The sequence below is a fragment of the Curvibacter fontanus genome (assembly GCF_054780335.1).
This window is the reverse complement of the sequence record NZ_BAAGWN010000015.1, coordinates 1-25,294: the sequence shown is the minus strand read 5'-3', so window position 1 is coordinate 25,294 and position 25,294 is coordinate 1. Positions and strand designations below refer to the sequence as shown.

16 protein-coding genes are annotated in these 25,294 nt (G+C 62.3%); 12 read left to right on the top strand and 4 right to left on the bottom strand.

The genetic code is table 11. The annotated features are described in order from the left end of the window. Positions 1-11: 11 nt before the first annotated feature. The 3 genes from ACYVH8_RS10610 to queC all read left to right on the top strand — a co-directional run bounded on the left by ACYVH8_RS10610 (position 12) and on the right by queC (position 11,434). A complete protein-coding gene (locus ACYVH8_RS10610) occupies positions 12-9,908 on the top strand; it encodes a putative Ig domain-containing protein (protein ID WP_460488826.1) in 9,897 nt (3,298 codons plus the stop codon). A 241-nt stretch (positions 9,909-10,149) separates the two neighbouring features. Further along, positions 10,150-10,674 carry a hypothetical protein gene (locus tag ACYVH8_RS10605; RefSeq protein ID WP_460488825.1) on the top strand — a complete coding sequence of 175 codons (525 nt, stop codon included), beginning with the start codon at positions 10,150-10,152 and terminating at the stop codon, positions 10,672-10,674. 52 nt (positions 10,675-10,726) lie between these two features. Beyond that, positions 10,727-11,434: a 7-cyano-7-deazaguanine synthase QueC gene (gene queC / locus ACYVH8_RS10600; RefSeq protein WP_460488904.1), complete on the top strand. Its 708-nt coding sequence runs from the start codon at positions 10,727-10,729 to the stop codon at positions 11,432-11,434. Between the two features lie 101 nt (positions 11,435-11,535). On the opposite strand, the gene ACYVH8_RS10595 is transcribed toward queC, so the two are convergent. The 4 genes from ACYVH8_RS10595 to ACYVH8_RS10580 all read right to left on the bottom strand — a co-directional run bounded on the left by ACYVH8_RS10595 (position 11,536) and on the right by ACYVH8_RS10580 (position 16,320). Beyond that, entirely contained in the window at positions 11,536-13,299 is a 1,764-nt protein-coding gene (locus tag ACYVH8_RS10595) for an ABC transporter ATP-binding protein/permease (RefSeq protein WP_460488824.1), read from the bottom strand. 24 nt (positions 13,300-13,323) lie between these two features. Continuing rightward, positions 13,324-14,232, bottom strand: a complete 909-nt coding sequence (locus tag ACYVH8_RS10590; RefSeq protein WP_460488823.1) for a 5'-nucleotidase — start codon at positions 14,230-14,232, stop codon at positions 13,324-13,326. Positions 14,233-14,392: 160 nt separating this feature from the next. Further along, the gene (locus ACYVH8_RS10585) at positions 14,393-15,304 is read right to left on the bottom strand and encodes a LysR family transcriptional regulator (protein ID WP_460488822.1); all 912 of its coding nucleotides are present in this window, start codon (positions 15,302-15,304) and stop codon (positions 14,393-14,395) included. Positions 15,305-15,363: 59 nt separating this feature from the next. Then, complete coding sequence (locus ACYVH8_RS10580) at positions 15,364-16,320, bottom strand: LysR substrate-binding domain-containing protein (protein WP_460488821.1); 957 nt, start codon at positions 16,318-16,320, stop codon at positions 15,364-15,366. Between the two features lie 106 nt (positions 16,321-16,426). Here ACYVH8_RS10580 and ACYVH8_RS10575 point away from each other — a divergent pair, with 106 nt between their 5' ends. From ACYVH8_RS10575 to ACYVH8_RS10535, 9 genes are all read left to right on the top strand, one after another. Beyond that, positions 16,427-17,884 carry a form I ribulose bisphosphate carboxylase large subunit gene (locus ACYVH8_RS10575; RefSeq protein WP_460488820.1) on the top strand — a complete coding sequence of 486 codons (1,458 nt, stop codon included), beginning with the start codon at positions 16,427-16,429 and terminating at the stop codon, positions 17,882-17,884. 26 nt (positions 17,885-17,910) lie between these two features. Beyond that, the gene (locus tag ACYVH8_RS10570) at positions 17,911-18,345 is read left to right on the top strand and encodes a ribulose bisphosphate carboxylase small subunit (protein ID WP_460488819.1); all 435 of its coding nucleotides are present in this window, start codon (positions 17,911-17,913) and stop codon (positions 18,343-18,345) included. A gap of 59 nt (positions 18,346-18,404) precedes the next feature. After that, positions 18,405-19,367: a CbbX protein gene (gene cbbX / locus ACYVH8_RS10565; RefSeq protein WP_460488818.1), complete on the top strand. Its 963-nt coding sequence runs from the start codon at positions 18,405-18,407 to the stop codon at positions 19,365-19,367. Positions 19,368-19,375: 8 nt separating this feature from the next. Beyond that, on the top strand, positions 19,376-20,131 hold the full coding sequence (locus tag ACYVH8_RS10560; RefSeq protein ID WP_460488817.1) for an HAD-IA family hydrolase: 756 nt from the start codon (positions 19,376-19,378) through the stop codon (positions 20,129-20,131). Positions 20,132-20,146: 15 nt separating this feature from the next. Then, the gene (locus ACYVH8_RS10555) at positions 20,147-21,241 is read left to right on the top strand and encodes a class 1 fructose-bisphosphatase (protein WP_460488816.1); all 1,095 of its coding nucleotides are present in this window, start codon (positions 20,147-20,149) and stop codon (positions 21,239-21,241) included. 222 nt (positions 21,242-21,463) lie between these two features. Continuing rightward, the gene (locus ACYVH8_RS10550; protein WP_460488815.1) at positions 21,464-22,348 is read left to right on the top strand and encodes a phosphoribulokinase; all 885 of its coding nucleotides are present in this window, start codon (positions 21,464-21,466) and stop codon (positions 22,346-22,348) included. Positions 22,349-22,361: 13 nt separating this feature from the next. Further along, a complete protein-coding gene (tkt, locus tag ACYVH8_RS10545) occupies positions 22,362-24,398 on the top strand; it encodes a transketolase (RefSeq protein ID WP_460488814.1) in 2,037 nt (678 codons plus the stop codon). A 24-nt stretch (positions 24,399-24,422) separates the two neighbouring features. Beyond that, entirely contained in the window at positions 24,423-25,106 is a 684-nt protein-coding gene (locus ACYVH8_RS10540; RefSeq protein WP_460488813.1) for an HAD family hydrolase, read from the top strand. Positions 25,107-25,128: 22 nt separating this feature from the next. Further along, positions 25,129-25,294 (top strand): glyceraldehyde 3-phosphate dehydrogenase NAD-binding domain-containing protein (locus ACYVH8_RS10535; RefSeq protein ID WP_460488903.1); only part of this gene is annotated, 166 nt, incomplete at its 3' end.

Genomic DNA, 25,294 nt, shown 5'->3' with positions numbered 1-25,294 from the left:
AGGGATTGGCAATGAACACGATCAACGAAACTTATATCAACGCACTTCTGGCTGATGCTTCTTATGTGCGCTTGCAACAAGGTGCTGATGATGCACCTGTTGGGCTGCCGCTTAAAACTGTAGCTGAACAAAATGCCGCCATAGCCGCGCGTCTAACCCAGTCGCAGGCGGACTTCATCACCAGTAACTTCGATGTAGTGAACCAAGAGTTGTCACCCAAAGGCGGATTTGATGCGGTGGTTTGGCGCGGCAAGGCAGGCACGGACTATGCGGGCAAGGTATACGTCTCCATGCGCGGCACGCAAGGTGCAGCCGACATAGCGGACGATGTTAACTTGGCGCTCGCTGGTATTCCTACCTATCAGATTGTCAGCATGGTCAACTGGTGGCTGCGCATGACAACCCCCAGCAACGCGCAAGCCAAGCAAATCGCATGGGGCACCGACCCTGCCAACCCGTTGCAAGTCGTCCCCGGCTTTATGGTGGCTCCAAGCGTAGCCGGCTCGGGCTCTTCTCTGGTCGGACAAAGCAGTATCGAAGCCGTCAACGGCCACAGCCTGGGCGGCTACCTGGCCACCGCGTTTACCCGCCTGTTTGGTGGGGAGCTGGGCTACAACGTGCAAAGCGTCTACACCTTCAACAGCGCTGGTTTCAACAACCTTCAGGCCAGCAGCATTGACAACAACTACAACCAGATCGCCCAATTCATCGGCAGCAGCTTGGGATTGGGAAGTTTTGCGGCTGTGGCGGCCAAGCAAACGAACTACTACGGTGCCAACGGCGTCAACGTCACCACCAACAGCTGGGCTGACTTCAATTTCTTGATGCCTGGTTTCAATCAATATGGTCAGCGCGTCGCCTTGTACCAAGAAGATTCTCTCAATGGGAATCCTATTGCAAATCACAGCATCTACAAGCAGACGGATTTATTGGCTCTGGGCGTGGCGCTTGAAAAGCTCGACAGAACAATGACCTTTGCCAAGCTCAACAACGCGATCAAGTCTGGCAGTGAAAGTATGGTTGGATCGTACGAAGGTGTGCTGGATGGACTGAGGCGACTGTTGCTTGGAAATTCCGTGGCGGCAACTCCGACCAGCGACGACATGACCGCTGACTATCGCAGCCAATACCAAGCCAACCTTGCCGCCCTGACTGCAAGCGATGCCTTCAAGACCCTGGTGGGCAAGGTCACCCTCAGTCTTGCGAGCAGCGAACTCGGAACGACGGCCAAGACGGACTACGCGGCCTTCCTGAGCCTCAGTGCATTGAGCCCCGTGGTCCTGAGCACCACGGACGCGACCGCCCTGGCCGCGCTGCAAGCGCTGGACGCGCAACGGTACATGGTCTGGCAGGCCGACAAGAATGCCCGCCTGTACGGTGACACCAGCAAGGCTTTCGACTACAGCGACAACTGGTATAGCGACCGAGCCGCCATGCTGGGCTATGTGATGCAAGCCAATGCGCAAGACACCACGGTGCTGAGCGTGTCGGGCGCCCAAGGCATGCACTACGAGGATCTGGGCAGCGGCAAGCAGATCGACATCGGGCTGGTCAATGGTACCGTGATCAAGCGTCAAACCCTCTTTGGCGACGCGCAGGGCAACACCTTGACGGGTAAGAAGCTGGTCGATCACCTCTACGGCATGGCCGGCGACGACATCCTGGACGGCCAAGGCGGCAACGACTACCTGGAAGGCGGCTGCGGCGACGACAGCTACCAGTTCACCGGTGTCTGGGGCAAGGACACCATCCTGGACAGCGATGGCCAGGGGCTGATCAAGATCAAGGACCAGGCCCTCGGTCAGATCCAAGGCAACGGCAGCCGAGTGTGGAAATCCACCCTAGCCGACAGCACCGTTGTCAACCTCCAGCTCTTGGAGGACGCGCGCAGCAGCACCGGCCAGAAACTGGTGATCAACGTGGAAGGCGACAGCAGCAACACCATCACCATCCAGAACTTCGATCTGACCGAAGCTCAAAAACCAGATGGCCAAGGCTATCTGGGCATCAAGCTGCCGAAGACCGAAGTGGCGGTAAGGGAAACCGGAGCGGTCAATGCGAGTGGTGCAGAAGGAAAAAGCTTCTGGAGCAACCTGAGTGCCAGCCTGGCCGACCTGGCGGGCAAAGTCTCCAACCTGTCCGAAGGCAACGGCAAGTCCTTCATCGTAGACCTCAACCAGCCCGCCAAAGCCGGCGACACCCTCACCCTGCACCTGGCCCTGGACGACTCGGCTTTGGCCCAGGCCATCCTGGGCGACCGCAAGGTCGATGCCAACGGAGCGGTGATTACCCTGCAAGAAGGCCAGACCAGCGTCAGCTTCGCCCTCGTGACCGAGAGTGACATCAGCGCCGACATAGCCGGCAATCTGAGCGTCACCTATGCCTCCGGCGGCGGCCAGACCGCCACCAGCAACAGCTGGGGCCTGAACGTGAAGGACGCAGGCGAAACCACCCGTACCTACCTGGGTGACCAGCGTGCGCAATTGTGGGGTTCAGAGATTCAGCCCGATCCCGTGGTGAACGAGGACGGCAGCGTCACCCTGGACGTCATCGCTTCAGGTGATTCTCGCTACAACAGCTACGCCTGGAGCAAGACGCAGTGGGCGGCGGACGGCACGTTGACGGGCGGCGTAGCCGAGGCTGGCTTCCATGATGTGATCTACGGCGGCAGCGAGAACGACAAGATCCAGGGCCTGGGCGGCAATGATGCGCTGGACGGTCGCGGTGGCAACGACGTCATGAACGGTGGTGATGGGGATGACCTGATTACCGGTGGGGCGGGCTCGGATCATATCCTGGGCGGTGCGGGCCATGACGTGATCCTGAGCGCCACCACCATGGTGACGCCGCTGCGGCGCAAGTCGGATGACCCAGCTGACCCGGCCCGGATAGAGGGGAACGTCATCGTCAATGGCGGCCCACTGGCGATGGACTCGGCCTCGGATGTGATCGAGGCCGGTGATGGCGACGATGAAGTCTATGCCGGTCATGGTGATGACCGTATTGATGGCGGCAATGGAGCCGATGTCTTGTACGGTCTGGGCGGGGATGATGTGCTGGAGGGGGGCGCCGGCAATGACAAACTGCTCGGCGACGGCGTCACCACGCCCGCTACCTACGGGTCCGCAGCGGAGGCCTTGCATGGCAGTGATTTTATGGATGGCGGCGACGGTGACGACACGCTGGTTGGCGGCGGCAAGGGCGACGTGCTGTACGGCGGCAGCGGTGATGACGATCTGTACGGCGACACCTCGGGCGATCTACTGGCCGGCCAGTACCACGGCGATGACTATCTGGACGGCGAAGACGGCAGCGACAGGCTTTGGGGCAATGGGGGCACTGACACCCTTTATGGCGGTGCGGGCAATGACAAGTTGTACGGCGACGCGAAGGAGTCCGAGCTGGAGGGCCAGTTCCACGGCAGTGACTCTCTGGATGGCGAAGACGGCGACGACCAATTGATTGGCGGCGGTGGTGCAGACATTCTTTACGGCGGCGCAGGCAATGACCAGTTGCAGGGAGACGGCCGTGTTGACGAACTGGGGGCCGAGTTCCACGGTGACGATTACCTGGATGGCGAAGACGGCGACGATGTCTTGATTGGCGATGGCGGCGCGGACACTCTGTACGGCGGCGCAGGCAATGACTACCTGCTGGGTGACAACGCGGCCGCACCTAGCGCGCCCAACCATCTGTCAGGCGAATCTCACGGCAACGACTACCTGGACGGTGGCGAAGGCAATGACACCCTGGCGGGCGACGGCGGTGCCGACACGCTGCTGGGCGGCGCTGGCAGTGACATTCTCTACGGGGACAACACGCTGGACTGGCTGGCTGAGCAGTACCACGGCAATGACTTTGTGGACGGCGGTGACGGCGACGACACGCTCTACGGTGGTGGAGGCGACGATGTGTTGCTGGGTGGCAAGGGCAACGACTTGCTGGCCGGTGAGGCCGGCATCGATCACATGGACGGCGGGGCTGGAGATGACACGTACCTGGCCGGTGCGGGCGACACCGTGGTGGACGACAGCAATGGCGTCAATACCCTGACGCTGGTGGATGGGGAGCCCTTTGGCGTGACAGCCAGCGGGGCTGACCTGCTGCTGGATTACGGCCCGAATGGCGTCTTGACGCTTGTGGGTGCCCTGACCGGGAGCATCAGGCAGATCAACGGCATGAGCACGCGCGATTGGATCAGCAATCGGCTAAGTACCGAAGTGAGTCTGGCCACGACGGGCGAGAATCAAGCGCTTACGGGTGGTATGGGCAATGACGTTCTTGCGGCAGACCATGCCGGCGGGTCGCTGTATGGCGCTGCAGGTGACGACTTGCTCTTAGGCAGCGGCAACTTCGTCCATATGGATGGCGGTGTAGGCAACGATGTGCTGCAGGCTGGAGATGGCGGCAGCGAGATGCATGGCGGCACTGGCGAAGACACGATCTACGGTGGCGCAGGCAATGACTTCCTGGATGGTGGTGCTAACGATGACGTTCTTGTTGGTGGCGGGGGCCTCGATACCTACTACATGTCCTATGGCATGGGTGCGGATCGTGTGATTGATGATGTGTTGGATGGCGGTATGGTTCAGTTGTCGGAAGGGTTGGGCTTGGATGATCTGGCTGCACAACGGCTGGGGAGCGACTTGCTGCTGCAACTGGATTCAGTCAACAGCCTTCGTCTACAAGGCTACTTTGATATGCCCTCAACCTCTTGGATGATCAAGGATGGCCTGGGCAACACAGCCTCGTTTTCGAGTTTACTGGTGCTTGCTGATCCATCCATGGCCCAGGACGAGCTCTCTTTGGTGCAAGGCGAGGAGCTGCTGTACCGGAATCAGCTGGAGGCTGGAATCCGCTTTCACTATGCAACGCTGAATATTGCCAATTATTCGCTGTACCAAACACGGGAAGATGGCACGATTTACGCTCAGAGTGAGGCGCAGTTGCAGGGGTGGGAGAGGACGGGAACCACGACACAAGGTTTTGCAGATGTCCGATCCAGTACGGATATCAACTATTTTGGACAGACTTCATCCTCCTATTCGACATCGGGTATCAGCAACGTTTCCTGGCGTGTTGAGGGTTCGCTTGTTGAAATCAGAAAAACAAGCACAGATGCCACTGCTGCCGTGGTGTACGCCGACGGGTACTACGAAACACAAGTGCAAGACAGGGCAGATGTGGCGTTTCGTGTTAACTGGGGCGGGGTGGATTATTCTTACCAGAGCCCAATTCAAAGTACTTATCAATTCATCGGATACATCACGGCGATGGGGGTCTTCTATGATGAGTCCATCCCATTAAGTGAACGATTGGGGGCGCGGTATGCCTATACCAACACCTCTTACCAGATCAGTTATTTCACTGGGCAAACGGTTGGGCTCCCAGTGAATATGGACGCACCATCAGGTACGCACAGCCTCCCCGCTTATGTCGGAATCCCCTATCGTGAAATCACGACGACACACAAGATTCAGACGATCAACCTGGACGCCTCGGACCACACGGTATACGCCGGACTGCAGACGATAGTTAACTCCAGCGATGGGAATGATGTCATCCACGGTGCCGGGTACGCTTATGGCGGTGCCGGCAATGACACCTTGGCGGGCGGTGGTATCTTGAGAGGTGGGGAAGGAGACGACTTCCTGCGTGACGGCGCATGGATGGCCGGTGGTGCTGGCAATGACATCCTCATCGGTGGTGAGACGATGGTGGCGGGAGCCGGCCATGACGAGATCTACGCGGGTGTGGGGCATGCTACGATAGAGGTTGATCCGACGGTTGTCACGAACGGTCTTCTGGGCGGAGCTGGAGATTCGGCGTATTTTCTGGATCAGTATTACCGGGCCCAGGGCATCGACAACTGGGAGGAGCGCCGTGATTACCCTGGGTTCTACCACCTGAGGCATTCCGATATTGGTTATGGCTACGGGAGCCGTGAAGATCTGGTGCGGGAGTTCGGTGATCTAGCGGTGGGGGGGTGGACATCTTTTGAGCAAGGCTTAGCAGAAGGCTGGATTCGGTACCTTGCACCATTGCCGCTGGCGCCATTGACACGAGCCAACGATTTCAGGGCGCTTGAGCCCTATTACGAACAGGGCGTTCTGCAGCACCACGCGGTTAGCTTTGGTGAGGGAGTGAGCCCAAGCGAGCTCCAGTTGACTTGGGGCGAAGTGACGGGGGTGATCTCAGGCACCGAAGAACAGTTGCCGCTCAAGTACACCACCTTAAACATTGCGTGGGGTAGCGTAAACCAGTATGTACAAGTCATGGTTCCGCATAGCGACGACCCGCTGGGCGCGGGCGTGTCGCAGTTCATCTTTGCTGACGGCGCCACTCTGACAATGGCTGACATGGTGGCCAAAGCGCCGCCAGCACCCAGCTTCGACCCGCAGATTTTTAATTATCAAGTCGGCATGGGGATGGTTGCCGTCAGCTCAGGCTATGACCAAATCAACTTTGGCCAGGGTATCAGCCCGACCGAGATCACATTGGGTGTGGGATCCCTGCTGCTGCGTATTGGTGATAGCGGTGACGTCATCCACATCGATAACTTCGACCCGTCTGACGCAATGGCGGCCAACACCATCCGGCATTTCAATTTTTCCGACGGAACTTCGCTGAGTTACGCGCAGCTGCTGAGCCGTGGATTCGATATCTATGGCACAGACGCCAATGAAGTCCTGACCGGAACAAATCTGGTCAATCGCATCTACGGTGTGGGTGGGGGCGATACCCTGATAGGGTCTGGCGCCAACGACACGCTCGTGTCAGGCGCAGGATCAGACACGCTGATCGGTGGGGCGGGACACGAGACCTTCATCGTCAACGATGCAAGCGACGTAGTCATTGCTCGCCCTGACGCGGCAAGCAACACGATTCTTTCCTCAGTCGATTACGCATTGCCAGATAACGTGCAGAACCTCACGCTGACCGGTACGGCAAACCTTACCGCTATCGGCAACGCGCTGGATAACGTGTTGACCAGTAACTCTGGTGTCAATACCTTGATCGGCGGTACTGGTAACGTCACGTTTGTCGTCAACAACTCGGCCGACATCATTCTCGCCAACCCGAATGCGGCGAGCAACAAAGTTCTGGCGTCTGTGGACTACGAACTTTCTGAGGGTCTGAAGACCCTTGCCTTGATCGGCAATGGAAATGTCACGGCCAAGGGCAACAGCCTGGACAACATCCTTTCGGATAACGCGGGTCATTACACCCTGATGGCCGGCGAAGGTAACGACACTTTGATTGCCGGCACAGGCGATGGAACGTTGATCGCCGGGGATGGGGTCACCACTTTCGTGTTCAACGCTGATGCTGGGCATCAGACCATCATTGAGTCGAACGCGGTCGCGCGTGACATCATGCGGTTTGGAGAAGGCATCACATCCAGCGATCTGGTGTTTGAGCAGCAAGGTTCTGATATGCGGGTCACCTTCTCTGATCGGGGAAGTGTGTTGGTCAGACGCTACGACCTGTTCACTACAGACACGCCACCGTATTTCGGCGAGTGGCAGTTTTCTGACGGCAGTTCGATTTCCATCGCCAGTGGCAGCAACTTTGACGAGCCTGGAAGCTTTGGCGTCAGCAAGTTCAATGCCGATGGGAATCTGGTCGCTGAGCAGTGGGCCTATGCTGGGGGCGAGCATGGCAGGCGTATCTATGGATCATACGGCTCGGTTAGTGCGACCCACTACCGTGCAGACGGTGGTCGCACCATCTACGAAGATGACGGGCAGGGAAACACCATCGAGAGCGAGTTCAGTGCGGGTGGCGGGTTGCTCAACGACATCTGGTCTCACGCGGACGGCAGCTACGGGTCTGGCATCTACGCGGCTGACGGATCGAGTGCTCAAATCAACCACTATGCCAATGGCGGCCGTAGCGAGACTACGAATGACGGCTATGGCGATGTGATGATGATTCGATATGACCGCAACGGAGGAAAAATTGCAAGCCAGTGGACCAAACCTGATGGCTCCTACGGCAGCGACACCTTCAATCCTGACGGGTCAGGCAATGGTACGGCGAATTATCCGGATGGCAGTTACGAGACGTATACGAACGACGATCACGGCAACGTCACGACGCAGTTTTTTGATTCCGACAACAATCTGCTGAACTATGTTGTTGTGAATGATGATGGACACGGCAATGTCCACACATCCACTTTCGATGCTGCAGGAAACCTGATTTCCGATAGTTGGGTGCATGCCAACTCCGCGCCCGCGACTACTCTTATTGCTGCTGAAACCGCACAACAGGGGACTCTCTACGCATTCCATATTCCGGATGGCAGCTTTGTCGATCCTGATGCCGGAGATGTTCTGAGTTACAGCGCCCAGCTGGCTGATGGCTCGACGCTGCCTTCATGGCTGGTATTTGACGCGCAGACCCAGACTTTCCACGGTACGCCGCAGAACGCTGACGTGGGTGCGGTTTCTGTCGCTGTGACGGCTACCGATCTGGCTGGCGAATCTGTGACTGCGATTTTCGAGATCAACGTAGCCAACTCAAACGATGCACCGGTGGTGTTGCTTACGCTTGCGCCGCAGGCCGCGGTTGAACAACAGCCTTTCGCTTACACCTTGCCGGCGGGAATTTTTGCTGACATTGATGTGGGCGATTCTCTGATCTATACGCTGACACAAGCAGATGGATCGGCCTTGCCTGCCTGGCTGACATTTGATGTGACGACAATGATCCTGTCGGGCACGCCTGGTGTTGATGCGGTGGGTGTACTCGACCTGCGGTTGATCGCTGCCGATACGACGGGCGCTACGGCGTTCCAGGATTTGCACATCGGCGTGCAGGCCTTGCCCGTGTTGCAGGGAACGGCTGGCAATGACAGCCTCAGTGCTGCCCCTGCTGGGACTTTGCTCATGGGTATGGATGGAGATGACACCCTGTATGGTCACGTCGGCGGCGACAAGCTTTACGGAGGCACCGGTATCGACAACCTCTACGGCTGGAACGGCAACGATATCCTGGAGGGCGGAGATGGTAATGACTTGCTTGTGGGCGACGCAGGGGACGACAGCCTGGATGGTGGTCTCGGCGATGACCATCTTTTTGGCGAGCAGGGCGATGACGTCCTGCATGGCCAGGAGGGCAGCGATTACCTCGAAGGCAACGACGGCAGCGATATGCTTTACGGCGGTGCGGAGATTGACAATCTCGTCGGGGGCGCCGGGGCGGACACACTGGACGGAGGCTTGGGTGCGGATAATATGGTCGGTGGTGTCGGCGATGATGATTACTACATGGATAACGTACGGGACTGGGCTGAGGAGGGAGCGGTCCAGGGTACCGATACAGTTTTCAGTACTGTGACTTGGACCCTGGCTGAGAACTTCGAGAACCTTACTCTTGCAGGTGATGCGGCCATCAACGGAAGCGGAAACGGACTTGCCAATACGCTGGTCGGCAACAGCGCTGTCAACGCTTTGGCAGGAGGTGGCGGCGCCGATATCCTGGACGGCCGAGCGGGCAACGATACGCTGACGGGCGGTACAGGTAGCGACAGCTACCTTCTGGGACGTGGGTATGGCGCAGATACCGTGATGGAGAACGACATCACGATAGGCGACACCGACGTAGCGCAGTTTCTCATGGGTATCGAGGCCAGTCAGATCTGGTTTCGCCAGGTAGGGAGCAGCCTGGAGGCCGGCATTATCGGGACGACGGACACTCTCACGATCCAGAACTGGTATGTGGCCTCCGAGTATCACGTGGAGCAGTTCAAGACGGCTGATGGCAAGACGCTGCTGGACGGCCAGGTGCAAAACCTGGTGCAAGCCATGGCAGCCTTCACGCCGCCCGCCGCTGGCCAGACCACCTTGCCGGAAAGCTACGCTGCAAGCTTGACCCCCGTGATTTCGGCGAACTGGCAATAGGCGTTCTTCGACCCAGGCAGATTCCAGGGGCGCCCGGCCACAAGCCGGGCGCCCTTGTTTTTGGCTGGAACGAGCTAAAAAGTCCAATTACGGCTGAATGGATGACATTCAGCGGGGTTTGGGAGCGCCCAAGCCCCAAGTTTTTTGAAAATAGGCCTAAATAAGCCCCTATTTCTGCCGTTAACCAATGTACGTAACAGGATAAAAGCCTCCTGCTTCCGGGCTGAGGTGAATAGCGATCATGCAACTACCTAACATTGAGCGAACTGCCATCCGGCCGGCCGGCTCGGAGGTGGTTGTGCCCGCCGCTGCCAGGGTGATCCCGGTGGCGCCGGTGAATCCGCCGGCGCCCGTGCAGGAAAGCGCCGGCGTGGTGAACGACATCAACCCGGTGGTGCAGGCCCAGGCCAACCAGGCGGCCGCCAAAGCCGACCCTTTGCAAGGCGGCAGCCAGGCTGACAACTCTTCCAGGGACTGGACGCAGCGCAAGGAAACCGTGGCCCGGCAGGAAGAGGCGCCGCCCAAGGAGCCGCTGTCCAAGATGCTGATGGACCATATGCATGCGGTCTGGAGCGCCAGCGCGCGCGTGGTCGAGATCTGGATGCAGAACAACCCGGCGCAGAATCCGAGTGTGACCCAGCAGATCCAGACGCAGAGCCAGGCGGCCAACCGTAACGTCGATCCGATGGCCACGCCGGGTGTGATTGCCAAGGAAGTGCTGACTTATTCGCCGAACCGGATCAAGAAGACCGAGAAGCCCGAATAGGCCGGCGGTCGGCCGCGGGCGGGGCTGCCGCTGGCGATACCATTGGCTCATGCTGCACAAGACCGCCCTCGTCCTTTTCTCCGGCGGGCAGGATTCCACCACCTGCCTGGCCCACGCCCTCAAGTCCTACGAGCGCGTCGAAACCATCGCCTTTGATTACCGCCAGCGCCACCATGTGGAGCTGGAAGCCCGCGTGCAGGTGCTGGCCGAGATCCGCCGTCAGTTCCCGCACTGGGCGCCCAGGCTGGGCCAGGACCACATGCTGGACCTGGCCGTGCTGGGCGCGGTGAGCGAGACCTCGCTCACGCGTGAGACGGCCTTCAAGATGGAATCCAGTGGCCTGCCCAACACCTTCGTGCCCGGGCGCAACCTGCTGTTCCTCACACTGGCCGCGGCCGTGGCCTACCGGCGCGACCTGCAGGTCATCGTGACGGGCGTGTGCGAGACCGATTTCTCGGGCTACCCCGATTGCCGCGACGACACCATGAAGGCCATGCAGCTGGCGCTCTCACTGGGCATGGACAAGCGCTACCTGATCGAGACGCCGCTGATGTGGATCGACAAGGCCGACACCTGGCGCATGGCGGAGTCCCTGGGTGGCCAGGCCCTGGTGGACCTGATCGTCGAGCACACCCACACCTGCTACCTGGGCGACCGCGCACACCGCCACCCCTGGGGCTATGGCTGCAGCAACTGCCCGGCCTGCGAACTGCGCGCGCGCGGCTGGGAACGCTATCGCGCCGGGCCAGCTACGGCCTGAGACGTTTCCCTTGACCGTTCGGACTGAGCTTGTCGAAGCCCCAGGCCTGGCAGTCGCTGCGTTTCGGGATCCTCAACGCAAACGGAAGCATCGCAAGGTTTCTAGGCCGGCTTCAGCTCAAACAGCGCCAGGGTTTCATCGCTGCGCTTTTCGAGCGTCCAGCTGTGGCTGTGGTAGGACGCCACGCCGCGCCGATGTGCTATCGAAACAATAGCGCCATCGCCTGACTTCACCATCTCGATCAGTTTGCGGTAGAGCGTCTTCTCGGCCTCTTCGTCGAGCGCGCTGGTGGCTTCGTCGGCAAACACCCAGGCCGGCTTCTTGAGGAACACACGCGCCAGGGCCAGGCGCTGCTGTTCGCCGCCCGAGAGCTTCTGGCCCCAGGCAGCCACTTCGTCCAGCTGGTCAGCCAGCTGCGGCAGCAGGGCGTCGCGCAGGGCCTGCTGCAGCGTGGCATCGTCGTACTTCTCGGCGGATTCCGGATAGGCCAGCGCGTCGCGCAGGCTGGCGTTGGGGAAATAAGGCCGCTGCGGTATGAACATGCGCGAGGGTGGCATGAGCACCCGGCCCGAAGCCAGGGGCCAGATGCCGGCCAGGGCGCGGAACAGGGTGGACTTGCCGCTGCCCGAGGGGCCGCTGAGCAGGATGCTGTCGCCCGGCTGCACCTGCAGCGCGGTGTGCGCGAGCAGGCGGCTGCCGGTGGGCAGGTCCAGCGCCAGGTCTTGCACTTTCAGGCCGGCATCGCTGCTGGTTTCGTGCTGCAGCGTTGCGGCCTGGCTGGCTTTCTGGATGGCCGCTTCGAAGTGCGTGAGACGGTCCGTGGTGGCGCGCCAGGCGGCCAGGCTGTCGTAGTTGTCGATGAACCAGGACAAAGAATCCTGCACGCGGTTGAAGGCTGAGGCGATCTGCATCACCGTGCCGAGCTGGATGGCGCCACTGAAGAAGCGCGGCGCGGCCACGAGGAAGGGGAAGACCGTGGACGCCTGGCTGAAGGTGGCCGTGAACATGGTGAGGCGCTTTTGCGCGTCGATCAGCTGCAGGTAGTTGTGCAGCACGTGGCCGAAGCGCAGGTTCAGCTGCTTGTACTCAACGGTCTCGCCGCGGTCCAGCGCGATGGCTTCGCTGTACTCGCGCACGCGCACCAGGTTGTGGCGGAAGTCGGCTTCGCGGCGTTGCTGCTCGTAGTTCAGCGGGATCAGGCGGCGGCCCACATAGTGCGTGAGAACGGTGCCCACCGCGCAGTAGAGGATGGCCACCCAGAGCATGAAGCCGGGGATGGCGAATTCGCTGCCGTTCCAGCTGAAGGTGAACTCGCCGCTGAGGGTCCAAAGGATGCCGACAAAACTCACGAAGGTGACCAGGGCATTGAGCAGGCCCATGCTCAGGCTCACCGTGCTGCTGGTGAAGAGCTGGAGGTCTTCCTGCATGCGCTGGTCCGGGTTGTCGGGCGACTGGTCGGGCGACAAGGAGGCGTAGCGCGTGAGCTCCAGGTGGTAATAGACCTGGTGGTCCAGCCAGCGCTGCAGGTAGTGGCGCGTCATCCAGGCGCGCCAGCGCATCTCCAGTTGCTGGGTCAGGTAGAAGCGGTAGACCGCGATGACGATGTAGATCAGCGCCAGCACGGTGTAGCGTCCCATCTGCTCGATGAAGACCGGGTAGTTCTTGTCCTGCAGCGCGTCGTAGAACAGACGGTTCCAGTCGTTGAAGAGCACCAGGATGTAAACGAAGGCCAGGTTGAGCCCGATGATGGACGCCAGCAGCGCGCGGGCCTTCCACTTTTCTTCCGATTTGAAATAGGGCAGGGACAGGGCCCAGGCGCGGGCGAGGAAGGCCTTGAAGTCGGCCGCTTTCTGGAGCAGGGGCATGGGGAGACTCGCTGAAAGACAGGCTCAGCTGTTGGAGACGCCGCTGTCCACATGGCCCGAGGGCACGTGCTGCGCGGCGGATTCGATGTGGCCGGTCTGGTCGTCGAAGAAGAAATCGGGTTCGAACTCGCGCAGGAACTCGCCCTTGGGCAGGCCGCCCAGGAACATGGCCTCGTCCACCTCGATGTGCCAGTCCATCAGCGTGCGGATGGCGCGTTCGTGCGCGGGGGCGCTGCGCGCCGTGACCAGGGCGGTGCGGATGCGCATGGTGGGCGTGCCTTCCTGCTGCAGGCGGTGCAGCGCGGCCAGCAGGGGTTTGAAGGGGCCGGCCAGCAAAGGCTGGTGGGCCTTGTCGCGTTCGTGCTGCTGGAAGGCACTCAGGCCTTCGGCCTGGAACACGCGCTCGGCCTCGTCGCTGAAGAGCACGGCGTCGCCGTCGAAGGCGATGCGCACCTCGTTCGGGTGCTTGTCTTGGGCGCGCACCGAATGCGTGGCCACGGTGGCGGCGGGGAAACCCTGGCCCAGGGCTGCGCGCACGTCCTCGGGGTTGGCCGAGAGGAAGAGGTTGGCGTGCAGGGGCTTGAGGTAGCGCCAGGGCGACTGGCCGCGCGTGAAGCTGCCGCGCTCGATGGGCAGGCCGTAGTGCTGGGCCGAGCGGAACACGCGCATGCCCGAGACCGGGTCGTTGCGCGAGAGGATGACCACCTCCACACGCTGCGCCTCCTGGTCGTTGAAGGCCAGCAGCTTCCTGACCATGGAGAAGGCCACGCCGGGTTTGGCCGGCTCGTCCAGCTTGTCCAGCTGGAGCTTCATGTAGGCGCGGTCCTTGTGCGGGCCGTGGCCATGCTCGAAGACCTTGTTCTCTTCCTCGAAGTCGAACAGGGCCCGCGAGGAAATGGCGACGACCAGCTTGCCGTCCAGTGATGCTCCCATGGGTCTTCCTTGTGTTTTCGTCGCTGCTCAGTCAGTCCGCGCGTCGGCAAGGAAGCGTTTGCGCTCTCGGTTCATGCCAGCGATCTTAGCGCCGGCATGAACCGCTGCCATGGGGGCTTGCCCTCAGAACGCGCATGGCAGGAGTTTTGGATACCAGCCCTCAGGCCCAGGAGTCGATCAGCGGTTCGGCCTGTTCGATCAGGAACTTCTTGAAAGACTGCGCCGCCGGCGAGAGCTTTTTCTGGCTCAGGTGGGTGACGTACCACCTGCCCACGATGGGCATGCCGCTGATGTCCAGCAGGGCCAGATGGCCCGCAGCCAGCTCGTGGCGCACCGTGCGCATGGAAAGGAAGGACAGGCCCATGCCGGCCATGACGGCCTGCTTGATGGTCTCGTTGCTGGGCATCTCCATGGCCACCTTGATCGGGATCTCGTACTGCTCGAACAGGCGCTCCATGGCCGCGCGCGTACCCGAGCCCTGCTCGCGCACGACAAAGGGGTGGTCCTTGAGGATGTCGAAGGCCATGCGCTTGCGCCGCACCAGCGGGTGGTCGGGCGGGGCCACGATGCTCAGCGGGTTGCTGGCGAAGGGGGTGGCCTCGCAGTCCAGGTTGGCCGGGGCGCGGCCCATGACCACCAGGTCGAGCTCGTTGCGTGCGAGCATGCCCAGGATGTTGTCGCGGTTGTCGATGCGCAGGGCGATGTCGATGCCTGGCATCAGCTTGGAGAAACGCACCAGCAGCATGGGCACGAAATATTTCGCGGTGCTCACGATGCCCAGTTCGATGCGGCCCTTCTTGGCGCCCACATGCTCGGCCATGCTGGCTTCCAGGTCCTTGAGCTTGCCCAGGGCGGCAATGGCATGGATCAGGAACTCGTGGCCGGCATGGGTGAGCTGGATGTTACGGCCCACCGGTTCTATCAGCGAAAGACCGAAGGCTTCCTCCAGCTGGCGGAGTTGCATGGACACGGCCGGTTGCGTGACAAACAGGCGTTCGGCCGCCCGTGAGACGGACTTTTCGCGGGCGACTTCGATGAAGGTCTGCAGTTGTTTGAGCGTGTAGTTGCGCATGTAATCAAATCAGTAAATGCTGATATTTACAGAAGCAAACATTATATTTTGTTGATGAGTCAGGCGTGGCCACCGGGGGGCGGCGGGGCCATGTGGATGTGGCGGCCGTACTGCTCGGCCAGGAAGGTTTCGCCACGCTCCAGGATGAAGTAGCGGAAGGCCTCGGCTGGCGGCGACAGCAGCTTGGACAGGGTGTGCACCACGTTCCAGGCGCGCACCACCGGGCTGCCCTGGACGTCGAGGATGGCCACCAGCTGATTGTCCAGTTCCAGGCCGATGGTGTGCAGCGAGAGGAAGCTCAGGCCCATGCCGGCCATGACGGCCTGCTTGATGGTCTCGTTGCTCGACATCTCCATGGTGACCTTGGGCTCGAAATTCCCGGCATCGAAGAATTTTTCCATGGCCGCGCGCGTCCCCGAGCCCTGCTCGCGCACGATGAAGCTGTAGGGCTGCAGCGACTGCACGTCCAGCAGGCCGCGTTTGAGCAGCGGGTGGTCCACCGACGCGACGAAGACGTGCGGATGCGCGGCAAACGGCTCGGCGCGCGTGGCCATTTCCTTGGGCGGACGTCCCATGATGGCGATGTCCACCTCGTTGCCCTGCAGCATCTTGAGCAATTGCTCCCGGTTGCCGACGATGAGTCGCACCTCGATGCCCTCGTGCTCGCGCTGGAATTCGGCCAGCAGGCGCGGCAGGAAATACTTGGCGGTGCTGACCATGCCGATGGTCAGCGTGCCGATCTCCAGCTTCTGCAGCCGTGCGGCGGCGTCCTCGGCGTCCTTGAGCGTGGCGAGGATCTTGCGGGCGTAGACCAGCATGTACTCGCCGGCCGTGGTCAGCGCCACCTGGCGGCCGCTGCGCTCGAACAGGGGCAGGCCCACATGGCCCTCGAGTTCCTTGATCTGCATGGTCACGGCCGGCGGTGTCAGGTGCAGCGCCTGCGCAGCCTTGCTGAAACTGAGCTGGCGGGCGACTTCACTGAAAACCCGAAGCTGGCGGAAGGTGGCGTTCTTCATTAAGTAATAGCTTAACCAAAAGCAAATAAAGTTTGAATTTACCTTATTTGCAGATTTTCTTATATTTCATTCCACACCAGCTTTTATCCCCCTCAGGAGATTTTTGATGAGCGCCTCGACCCAGATCACCGACGCCAAAAAGCGCTACAGCGCAGGCGTTCTGAAATACAAGCAGATGGGCTACTGGATGCCCGACTACAGCCCGAAGGAAACGGACACGATCTGCCTGTTCCGCATCACCCCGCAGGACGGCGTCGACCCGGAAGAAGCGGCCGCCGCCGTGGCCGGCGAATCATCCACCGCCACCTGGACGGTGGTATGGACCGACCGCCTGACCGCCTGCGACAGCTACCGCGCCAAGGCCTACAAGGTGCAGCCGGTGCCCAACACCCCCGGCCAGTACTTCGCCTGGGTGGCCTACGACCTGATCCTGTTCGAGGAGGGCTCGATCTCCAACATGACGGCCAGCCTGATCGGCAACGTGTTCTCCTTCAAGCCGCTGAAAGCCGCGCGCCTGGAAGACATCCGCATCCCGGTGGCCTACGTCAAGACCTTCAAGGGCCCGCCGACCGGTCTGATCGTGGAGCGCGAGCGCCTGGACAAGTTCGGCCGCCCCCTGCTGGGCGCCACCACCAAGCCCAAGCTGGGCCTGTCGGGTCGCAACTACGGCCGCGTGATCTATGAAGGCCTCAAGGGCGGCCTGGACTTCATGAAGGACGACGAGAACATCAACTCGCAGCCTTTCATGCACTGGCGCGACCGCTTCCTCTACGTGATGGACGGCGTGAACAAGGCGCAGGCCGTGACCGGCGAGGTCAAGGGCAGCTACCTGAACGTGACCGGCGCCACGATGGAAGACATCTACGAACGCGCCGAGTTCGCCAAGGAGCTGGGTTCGGTCGTGATCATGCTGGACCTGGTGATCGGCTGGTCCGCCATCCAGAGCATGGCCAACTGGGCCCGCAAGAACGACATGATCGTGCACATGCACCGTGCCGGCCACGGCACCTACACCCGCCAGAAAAACCATGGCGTGTCCTTCCGCGTGATCGCCAAGTGGCTGCGCATGGCCGGGGTCGACCACCTGCACACCGGCACCGCCGTGGGCAAGCTCGAAGGCGACCCGATGACCGTGCAGGGCTACTACAACGTCTGCCGCGACAGCTACACCAAGACCGACCTGCCGCGCGGCCTGTTCTTCGACCAGGACTGGGCGGACACCAAGAAGGTCATGCCGGTGGCCTCCGGCGGCATCCACGCCGGCCAGATGCACCAGCTGATCGACCTGTTCGGCGACGACGTGATCCTGCAGTTCGGCGGCGGCACCATCGGCCATCCGCAGGGCATCCAGGCCGGCGCCGTGGCCAACCGCGTGGCGCTCGAAGCCATGGTCAAGGCCCGCAACGAAGGCAAGGACATCAAGAACGAAGGTCCGGAGATCCTGAAGAAGGCTGCCCAGACCTGCGGTCCGCTGAAAGCCGCGCTCGATACCTGGGGCGACATCAGCTTCAATTACCAGTCGACCGACAGCAGCGACTTCGCCGTCACGCCCGCCGTCGCCTGAGACCACGCATACAGGAGAACCGAACCATGATGACCAATCCCACCGGCCGCCTGACCCAGGGCCAGTTCAGCTTCCTGCCCGACCTGAGCGACGCCGAGATCACGCTGCAGATCGAATACGGGCTCAAGAAGGGCTACGCCTGGAGCATCGAGTACACCGACGATCCGCACCCGCGCAACACCTACTGGGAAATGTTCGGCATGCCCATGTTCGATCTGCAGGATGCCGCCGGCGTGATGATGGAGATGAAGAGCTGCCGCAAGGCGTTTCCGAATCACTACATCCGCATGATGGCCTTCGACTCCACCCGCAACGTCGAGTCCATCGTCATGAGCTTCATCGTCAACCGTCCGAAGAGCGAAGGTGGTTTCATGCTGGAGCGCCAGGAAATCGGTGGCCGTTCGATGCGCTACACCACACGCGGTTACGGCGCCAACAAGCCGGAAGGCGAGCGCTATTGATGAAATAGCAAACCGTTCCCGGCCCCGCCGGGAACGGTGCTGCAGAACAGATTCGAGCCATGAACGCCCCCAGCTACTCCATTCCCGGTGTCATGCCGGCGGCGACCGTCCCCGCCGCGGCGCCGGACGAGCCCGCCCACACCCTGGTGGACAGCGGCGCGCGCAGCGTGGCGCAGGTGCTGGCGCAATCGCAGGTCGAGGACGTCCTGGCCGAGCTGGAGCGCGACCTGGTCGGCCTGGCGCCGGTCAAGGCGCGCATCCGCGACATCGCGGCCCTGCTGGTGATTGACAAGCTGCGCATCAACCTGGGGCTGACCAGCCAGGCGCCCAGCCTGCACATGAGCTTCACCGGCAACCCGGGCACGGGCAAGACCACGGTGGCCATGCGCATGGCGCAGATCCTGCACCGGCTGGCTTATGTGCGCAAAGGCCACATGGTGGCCGTCACCCGTGACGACCTGGTGGGCCAGTACATCGGCCACACCGCGCCCAAGACCAAGGAAGTGCTCAAGAAGGCCATGGGAGGCGTTCTCTTCATTGACGAGGCCTACTACCTCTACCGCCCTGAAAACGAGCGCGACTACGGCCAGGAGGCCATCGAAATCCTGCTGCAGGTGATGGAGAACCAGCGCGACGATCTGGTGGTGATCCTGGCGGGCTACAAGGACAGGATGGACACCTTCTTCCAGTCCAACCCCGGCATGTCCTCGCGGATTGCCCATCACCTGGATTTTCCCGACTACTCGGTGGGCGAGCTGATGCAGATTTCCGGGAAAATGCTGGAGACGCAGAATTACCGCTTCGGTCCCGGTGCAGCCGAGGCCTTCGACCGGTACCTGCAATTGCGCACCGTCCAGCCGCATTTCGCCAACGCACGCAGCGTGCGCAACGCGCTGGACCGGGCCCGTCTGCGCCAGGCGAGCCGCCTGTTTGCCGAGCGCGACCGCGAATTGACCCGGGACGACCTGACGACCATCGAGGCGCAGGACATCCTGGCCAGCCGACTGTTTAAAACCGAGTGAGGTTCTCCATGACCCAGCCCACGCTTCAAGCCCTGATCTTCGACGTCGACGGCACCATTGCCGACACCGAGAGCCTGCACCTGGAGGCCTTCAACTACGCCTTCAACGAGCTGGACCTGGGCTGGCACTGGGACGAGGCGCTGTACACCGAACTGCTGGAGGTTTCCGGTGGCAAGGAGCGCGTGCAGCACTACTGGAAGCAGATCAACGCCGACGTGAAGGCGATCGATGCGCAGGCGGTTCAGCACACGGTGAATCGCATCCACGAACTCAAGACCGCCTATTACGAGGGCGCCATCAACGCCGGCGCCGTGGGCTTGCGCCCGGGGATCCTTGACCTGTTCGAGGAAGCCGCCGCCGCAGGCGTGCAATTGGCCATCGCCACCACCACCTCGCCGGTCAACATTGCCGCGCTGCTGCGCCGTGCCATGGGGCCGGGCTGGCGCCACGCATTCGCGGCCATCGGTGATGGTTCCACGGCGCCGCTGAAGAAACCGCATCCCATGGTGTACGTACAGATCCTGCAGACCCTGAAGCTCGACCCGCGGGCCTGTCTGGCGTTCGAGGATTCGGGCAATGGCCTGAAGGCCGCCACCCTGGCCGGCCTGGCCACGGTGATCACGCCCACCCTGTACACGCGTCACCACGATTTCAGTCGCGCCATGCATGTGCTGACTGACCTGGGCAAGGTGCATCTGGCGGACCTGCGGCAATGGCACCAGGCGCACTGGTCCGGCGAGCGCCTCCTGAGCGTCGAGCAATAAAGAGAAACACCCATCATGCCGCTGTCCAAACGCACCACCCTGACCCAGTTTCTCATTGAGGAGCGCCGTCGCTTTCCGGATGCACGAGGCGACTTCAATGCGCTGATCCTCGACGTGGCCCTGGCCTGCAAGGCCATCGCGCGCGCCGTGGCTTTCGGTGAACTCGGTGGCGTGCTGGGCAACCAGGCCGGCGAGACGGGCGACAGCGTCAACGTGCAGGGCGAGACGCAGAAGAAACTCGACGTGCTGAGCAATGAGCTCTTCACGCACCTGAACGAATGGGGCGGGCACCTGGCCGGCATGGCCTCCGAGGAGATGGACCTGCCCTACCAGATCCCGGCCAAGCATCCGCGCGGCAAGTATCTGCTGGTGTTCGATCCCCTCGACGGCTCCAGCAACATCGACGTCAATGTCTCCGTGGGCAGCATCTTCTCCATCCTGCGGGCACCGCAGGAGGTGGTGGCCAGCGGCCGCGATGTGGCCGAAGCCGACTTCCTGCAGCCCGGCGCGCAGCAGGTGGCGGCCGGTTATGCGCTCTACGGCCCCACCACCATGCTGGTGCTGACGGTGGGCAACGGTGTCAACGGTTTCACGCTCGACCCCAATCTGGGCGAGTTCATGCTCACGCATCCGCAACTGCAGATCCCGGCCGATACCCAGGAATTCGCCATCAACGCGTCCAACAGCCGCTTCTGGGAGTCGCCGATCCGGCGTTATGTGGACGAGTGCCTGGCCGGCAAGACGGGTGCGCGCGGCAAGGACTTCAACATGCGCTGGATCGCCTCCATGGTGGCCGAGGCGCACCGCATCCTGATGCGCGGCGGCGTTTTCATGTACCCCAAGGACAGCAAGGAGCCGGCCAAGAACGGCCGCCTGCGCCTGCTGTACGAGGCCAATCCCGTGGGTTTCATCATGGAGCAGGCCGGTGGCCGCGCCAGCACCGGCCGCCAGCCCATGCTAGCGGTGCATCCCACCGCGCTGCACCAGCGCATCGGTCTGGTGTTCGGCTCGAAGAACGAGGTGGAGCGCATCGAGCGCTACCACGCCGAGCCGACCCGGGTCGAGAGCGACAGCCCGCTGTTCGCCGAGCGCGGCCTGTTCAGGGTATGACCCCCCTGAGTGCCCTGCGGGCCCTCCGTACCAACAGCCGGAGTCTGTGGCTCTTCGGCCTGTCCAAGCCTGCGCAGGCAGGCTTGGAGCCGCAGGCCTCAGCCCCCAAGGGGGGACGACACCGGCGGCCCGGTTCCGCGGTGTTCCGCGACAAATCCCGCGGGCGCTGGCAGGGGCACACATCGCATGCGGTGAAAGATTTTTTAGCTCCAGGAGACCTCCGTGTCTGAACGTCATCCCATCATCGCGATCACTGGCTCATCGGGGGCCGGCACGTCCACCGTGACGCGCACCTTCGCCAACATCTTCCGCCGCGAAGGCGTGAAGGCCGCCATCATCGAGGGCGACAGCTTCCATCGCTACAACCGCAAGGAAATGAAGCTCAAGGCCGGCGAGGCGGAGAAGGCCGGGAACAAGCACTTCAGCCATTTCGGCTCCGACAACAACCTGTTCGGCGAACTCGAGAGTCTGTTTGCCACCTATGCCAAGTCCGGCGCCGGGCGCGCGCGCAAGTACCTGCACAACGACGAAGAGGCGGCGCCCTACAAGCAGGAGCCCGGCACCTTCACACCCTGGGAGGAACTGCCGGCCGACACCGACATGCTGTTCTACGAGGGTCTGCACGGCGCCGTGGTGACTCCCGAGCACAACATCGCCCAGCACCCGGACCTGCGCATCGGCGTGGTGCCGGTGATCAACCTGGAGTGGATCCAGAAACTCTGGCGCGACAAGCACCAGCGCGGCTACAGCACCGAGGCGGTGACCGACACCATCCTGCGCCGCATGCCCGACTACGTGAACTACATCGTGCCGCAGTTCGCGCACACGCACGTGAACTTCCAGCGCGTGCCCATGGTGGACACCTCCAACCCTTTCATCTCGCGCGACATTCCCTCGGCCGACGAAAGCATGGTGGTGATCCGTTTCGCCAACCCCAAGGGCATCGACTTCCCCTACCTGCTGAACATGATCGACAACTCCTGGATGAGCCGGGCCAACACCATCTGCGTGCCCGGCGGCAAGATGGAACTGGCCATGCAGCTGATTTTCACGCCCTTCGTCTGGCGCATGATGGAACGGCGCAAGCGCGCCCTGGGGGCGATCTGAGATGGCCGCTCACATGACATCCCCCCCGTCCGAACTCGCTGCTCGCATGGCCAACGCCATCCGTATGCTGGCGGTTGATGCCGTCGAGCAGGCCAAGTCCGGCCACCCCGGAGCGCCCATGGGCATGGCCGACATCGCCGAAGTGCTGTGGAACCGCCACCTGCGCCACAACCCGGCCAATCCGCAGTGGGCCGACCGCGACCGCTTCGTGCTCTCCAACGGTCACGGCTCCATGCTGCTGTATGCGCTGCTGCATCTCACCGGTTATGACCTGCCGATGGAGGAGATCAGACGCTTCCGCCAGCTGCACAGCAAGACCGCCGGCCATCCCGAAGTCGGCGTGACGCCCGGCGTGGAAACCACCACCGGTCCCCTGGGGCAGGGCATTGCCAATGCCGTGGGCATGGCGCTGGCCGAGAAGCTGCTGGCCCGGGAATTCAACCGCGACGAACTGGCCATCGTCGATCACCACACCTACACCTTCCTCGGTGACGGTTGCATGATGGAAGGCATCAGCCACGAGGCCTGCTCGCTGGCCGGTACGCTGCGCCTGTCCAAGCTCATCGCGCTTTACGACGACAACGGCATCTCCATCGATGGCCATGTCGAAGGCTGGTTCACCGATGACACGCCGGCGCGTTTCCGCGCGTACGGCTGGCATGTGATCCCCCAGGTCGACGGCCACGATCCCGCCGCCATCGACCGCGCCATCGCCGAGGCGCGCGCCCAGGCGCAGCGCCCCGACGGCAAGCCCACCCTGATCTGCTGCAAGACCGTGATCGGCCAGGGCGCGCCCAACAAGGCCGGCACCCACGAGGTGCACGGCGCGGCACTCGGCGCGGCCGAGGTGGCCGCCACACGCGAGGCGCTGGGCTGGACCGCCGCGCCTTTCGAGATACCCGCCGACGTGGCCCAGGCCTGGAATGCCGTGACGCGCGGCCAGGCCCTGCAGGAAGAGTGGCGGCAGCGTTTCGAGCGTTACCGCACGCTCTACCCGGACGATGCGGCCGAGTTCGAGCGCCGCATGCAGGGCGACCTGCTGCCCGAATTCGGCGAGCGCCTGTCGCAGATTTTCGAGACTGTCGCTGCGCGCACGGACGCCGTGGCCACGCGCAAGGCCAGCCAGAATGCGCTGGACCTGCTGGCCCCGCTGCTGCCCGAGTTCTTCGGTGGCAGCGCCGACCTGACCGGTTCCAATCTGACCAATTTCAAGAACTGCACGTTGGCCGGACGCGACGTCTGGGGCAACCATCTGTCCTACGGCGTGCGCGAGTTCGGCATGGCCGCCATCATGAACGGCATCGGCCTGCACGGCGGCTACATCCCCTACGGCGGCACCTTTCTGACCTTCAGCGACTACAGCCGCAATGCCATCCGCATGGCCGCGCTGATGAAGCAGCGCGTGGTGCACGTGTTCACCCACGACTCCATCGGCCTGGGTGAAGACGGCCCGACGCACCAGTCGGTCGAGCATGTGCCTTCGCTGCGCATCATTCCCAACCTGGATGTCTGGCGCCCGGCCGACGGCCTGGAGACGGCGGTGGCCTGGGCCTGCGCCATCGAGCGCCATGACGGTCCCAGCGCGCTGGCGCTGTCCCGGCAAAACCTGCCACGTCTGGCGGATCGCGCCGAGCTGGCGGCCCACATCCGTCGTGGGGGCTACATCCTGGCCGAGCAGGACGGGCCCGAGGCCGTGATCATCGGCACCGGCTCCGAAACCTCGCTGGCCATGCTGGCGCATGCGCAACTGGCCAAGGAAGGCATCAGCACGCGCGTGGTGTCCATGCCCTGCAGCAATGTGTTCGACCGTCAGCCCCCCTCCTACCAGGACGCCGTGCTGCCGCTGGACCTGCCCGCCGTGGCAGTGGAGGCCGCGCACCCGGATTTCTGGCGCAAGTACGTCGGCCGCCGCGGCCATGTGGTGGGCATCGCCAGCTTCGGCGAGTCGGCGCCGGCCAAGGACCTGTACCAGCACTTTGGCATCACGGTGGAAGCCATCGTGCAGGCCGTGCGGGGGCTGGTGCGCGAACGTGCCGCAGCGGCCGCCTGATCTTTTTTTGCCAGATTTACTTCCATGAATAAGCAAGTAAAAACGCCTTTCGATCTGGTCATGTTCGACCTGGACGGCACGCTGATCGAAACCGCGCCTGAAATCTGCGACGCCGTCAACGACACGCTGCAGCACTTTGGCCTGGCGCAGGTGCAGCAGGACCAGGTGGACCGCTGGATCGGCCATGGCACGCGCGAGCTGCTGGTGCAGGCGCTGGCCCAGGTGCGCCGGCTCACGGTGGAGGAGGTTCGCCGCTGTGATGACTTGCCCCTCATCGCCGCCGAATTCGATCGCCATTACCAGCGCCGCTGCGGCACGCGCAGCCACCTTTATCCGCATGTGCTCGAGGTGCTCGAGAGCTTGCGTGCCCAGGGCGTCTACCTGGCCGTGGTCACCAACAAGGAGGCGCGTTACACGCGCACCGTGCTGGCCGCCCATGCCCTGGAACCGCTGTTCGACCGCGTGGTCAGCGGCGACACCTTGCCCACCAAGAAGCCCGATCCGGCCGGCATCCACAGTTGCCTGTCGCAGTTCCAGGTGGACGCCGCGCGCGCCCTGTTTGTCGGCGACTCGTCGATCGACGTGGCCAGCGCGCGCAATGCCGGTGTGCCGGTCTGGGCGCTGCCCTATGGCTACAACATGGGCCAGCCCATCGAGGCTTGCCGGCCCGACCGCGTGATCCCCGACTTCCGTCAACTGTTGAATTGACAAACCATAACAGGAGAGCTTTGTGACGATCAAGGTAGGTATCAACGGCTTCGGCCGCATTGGGCGCAACGTGCTGCGTTCAGCCGTCGCCAACTTCAAGGACATCGAGATCGTGGGCATCAACGACCTGCTCGAGCCCGACTACCTGGCCTACATGCTCAAGTACGACAGCGTGCACGGCCGCTTCA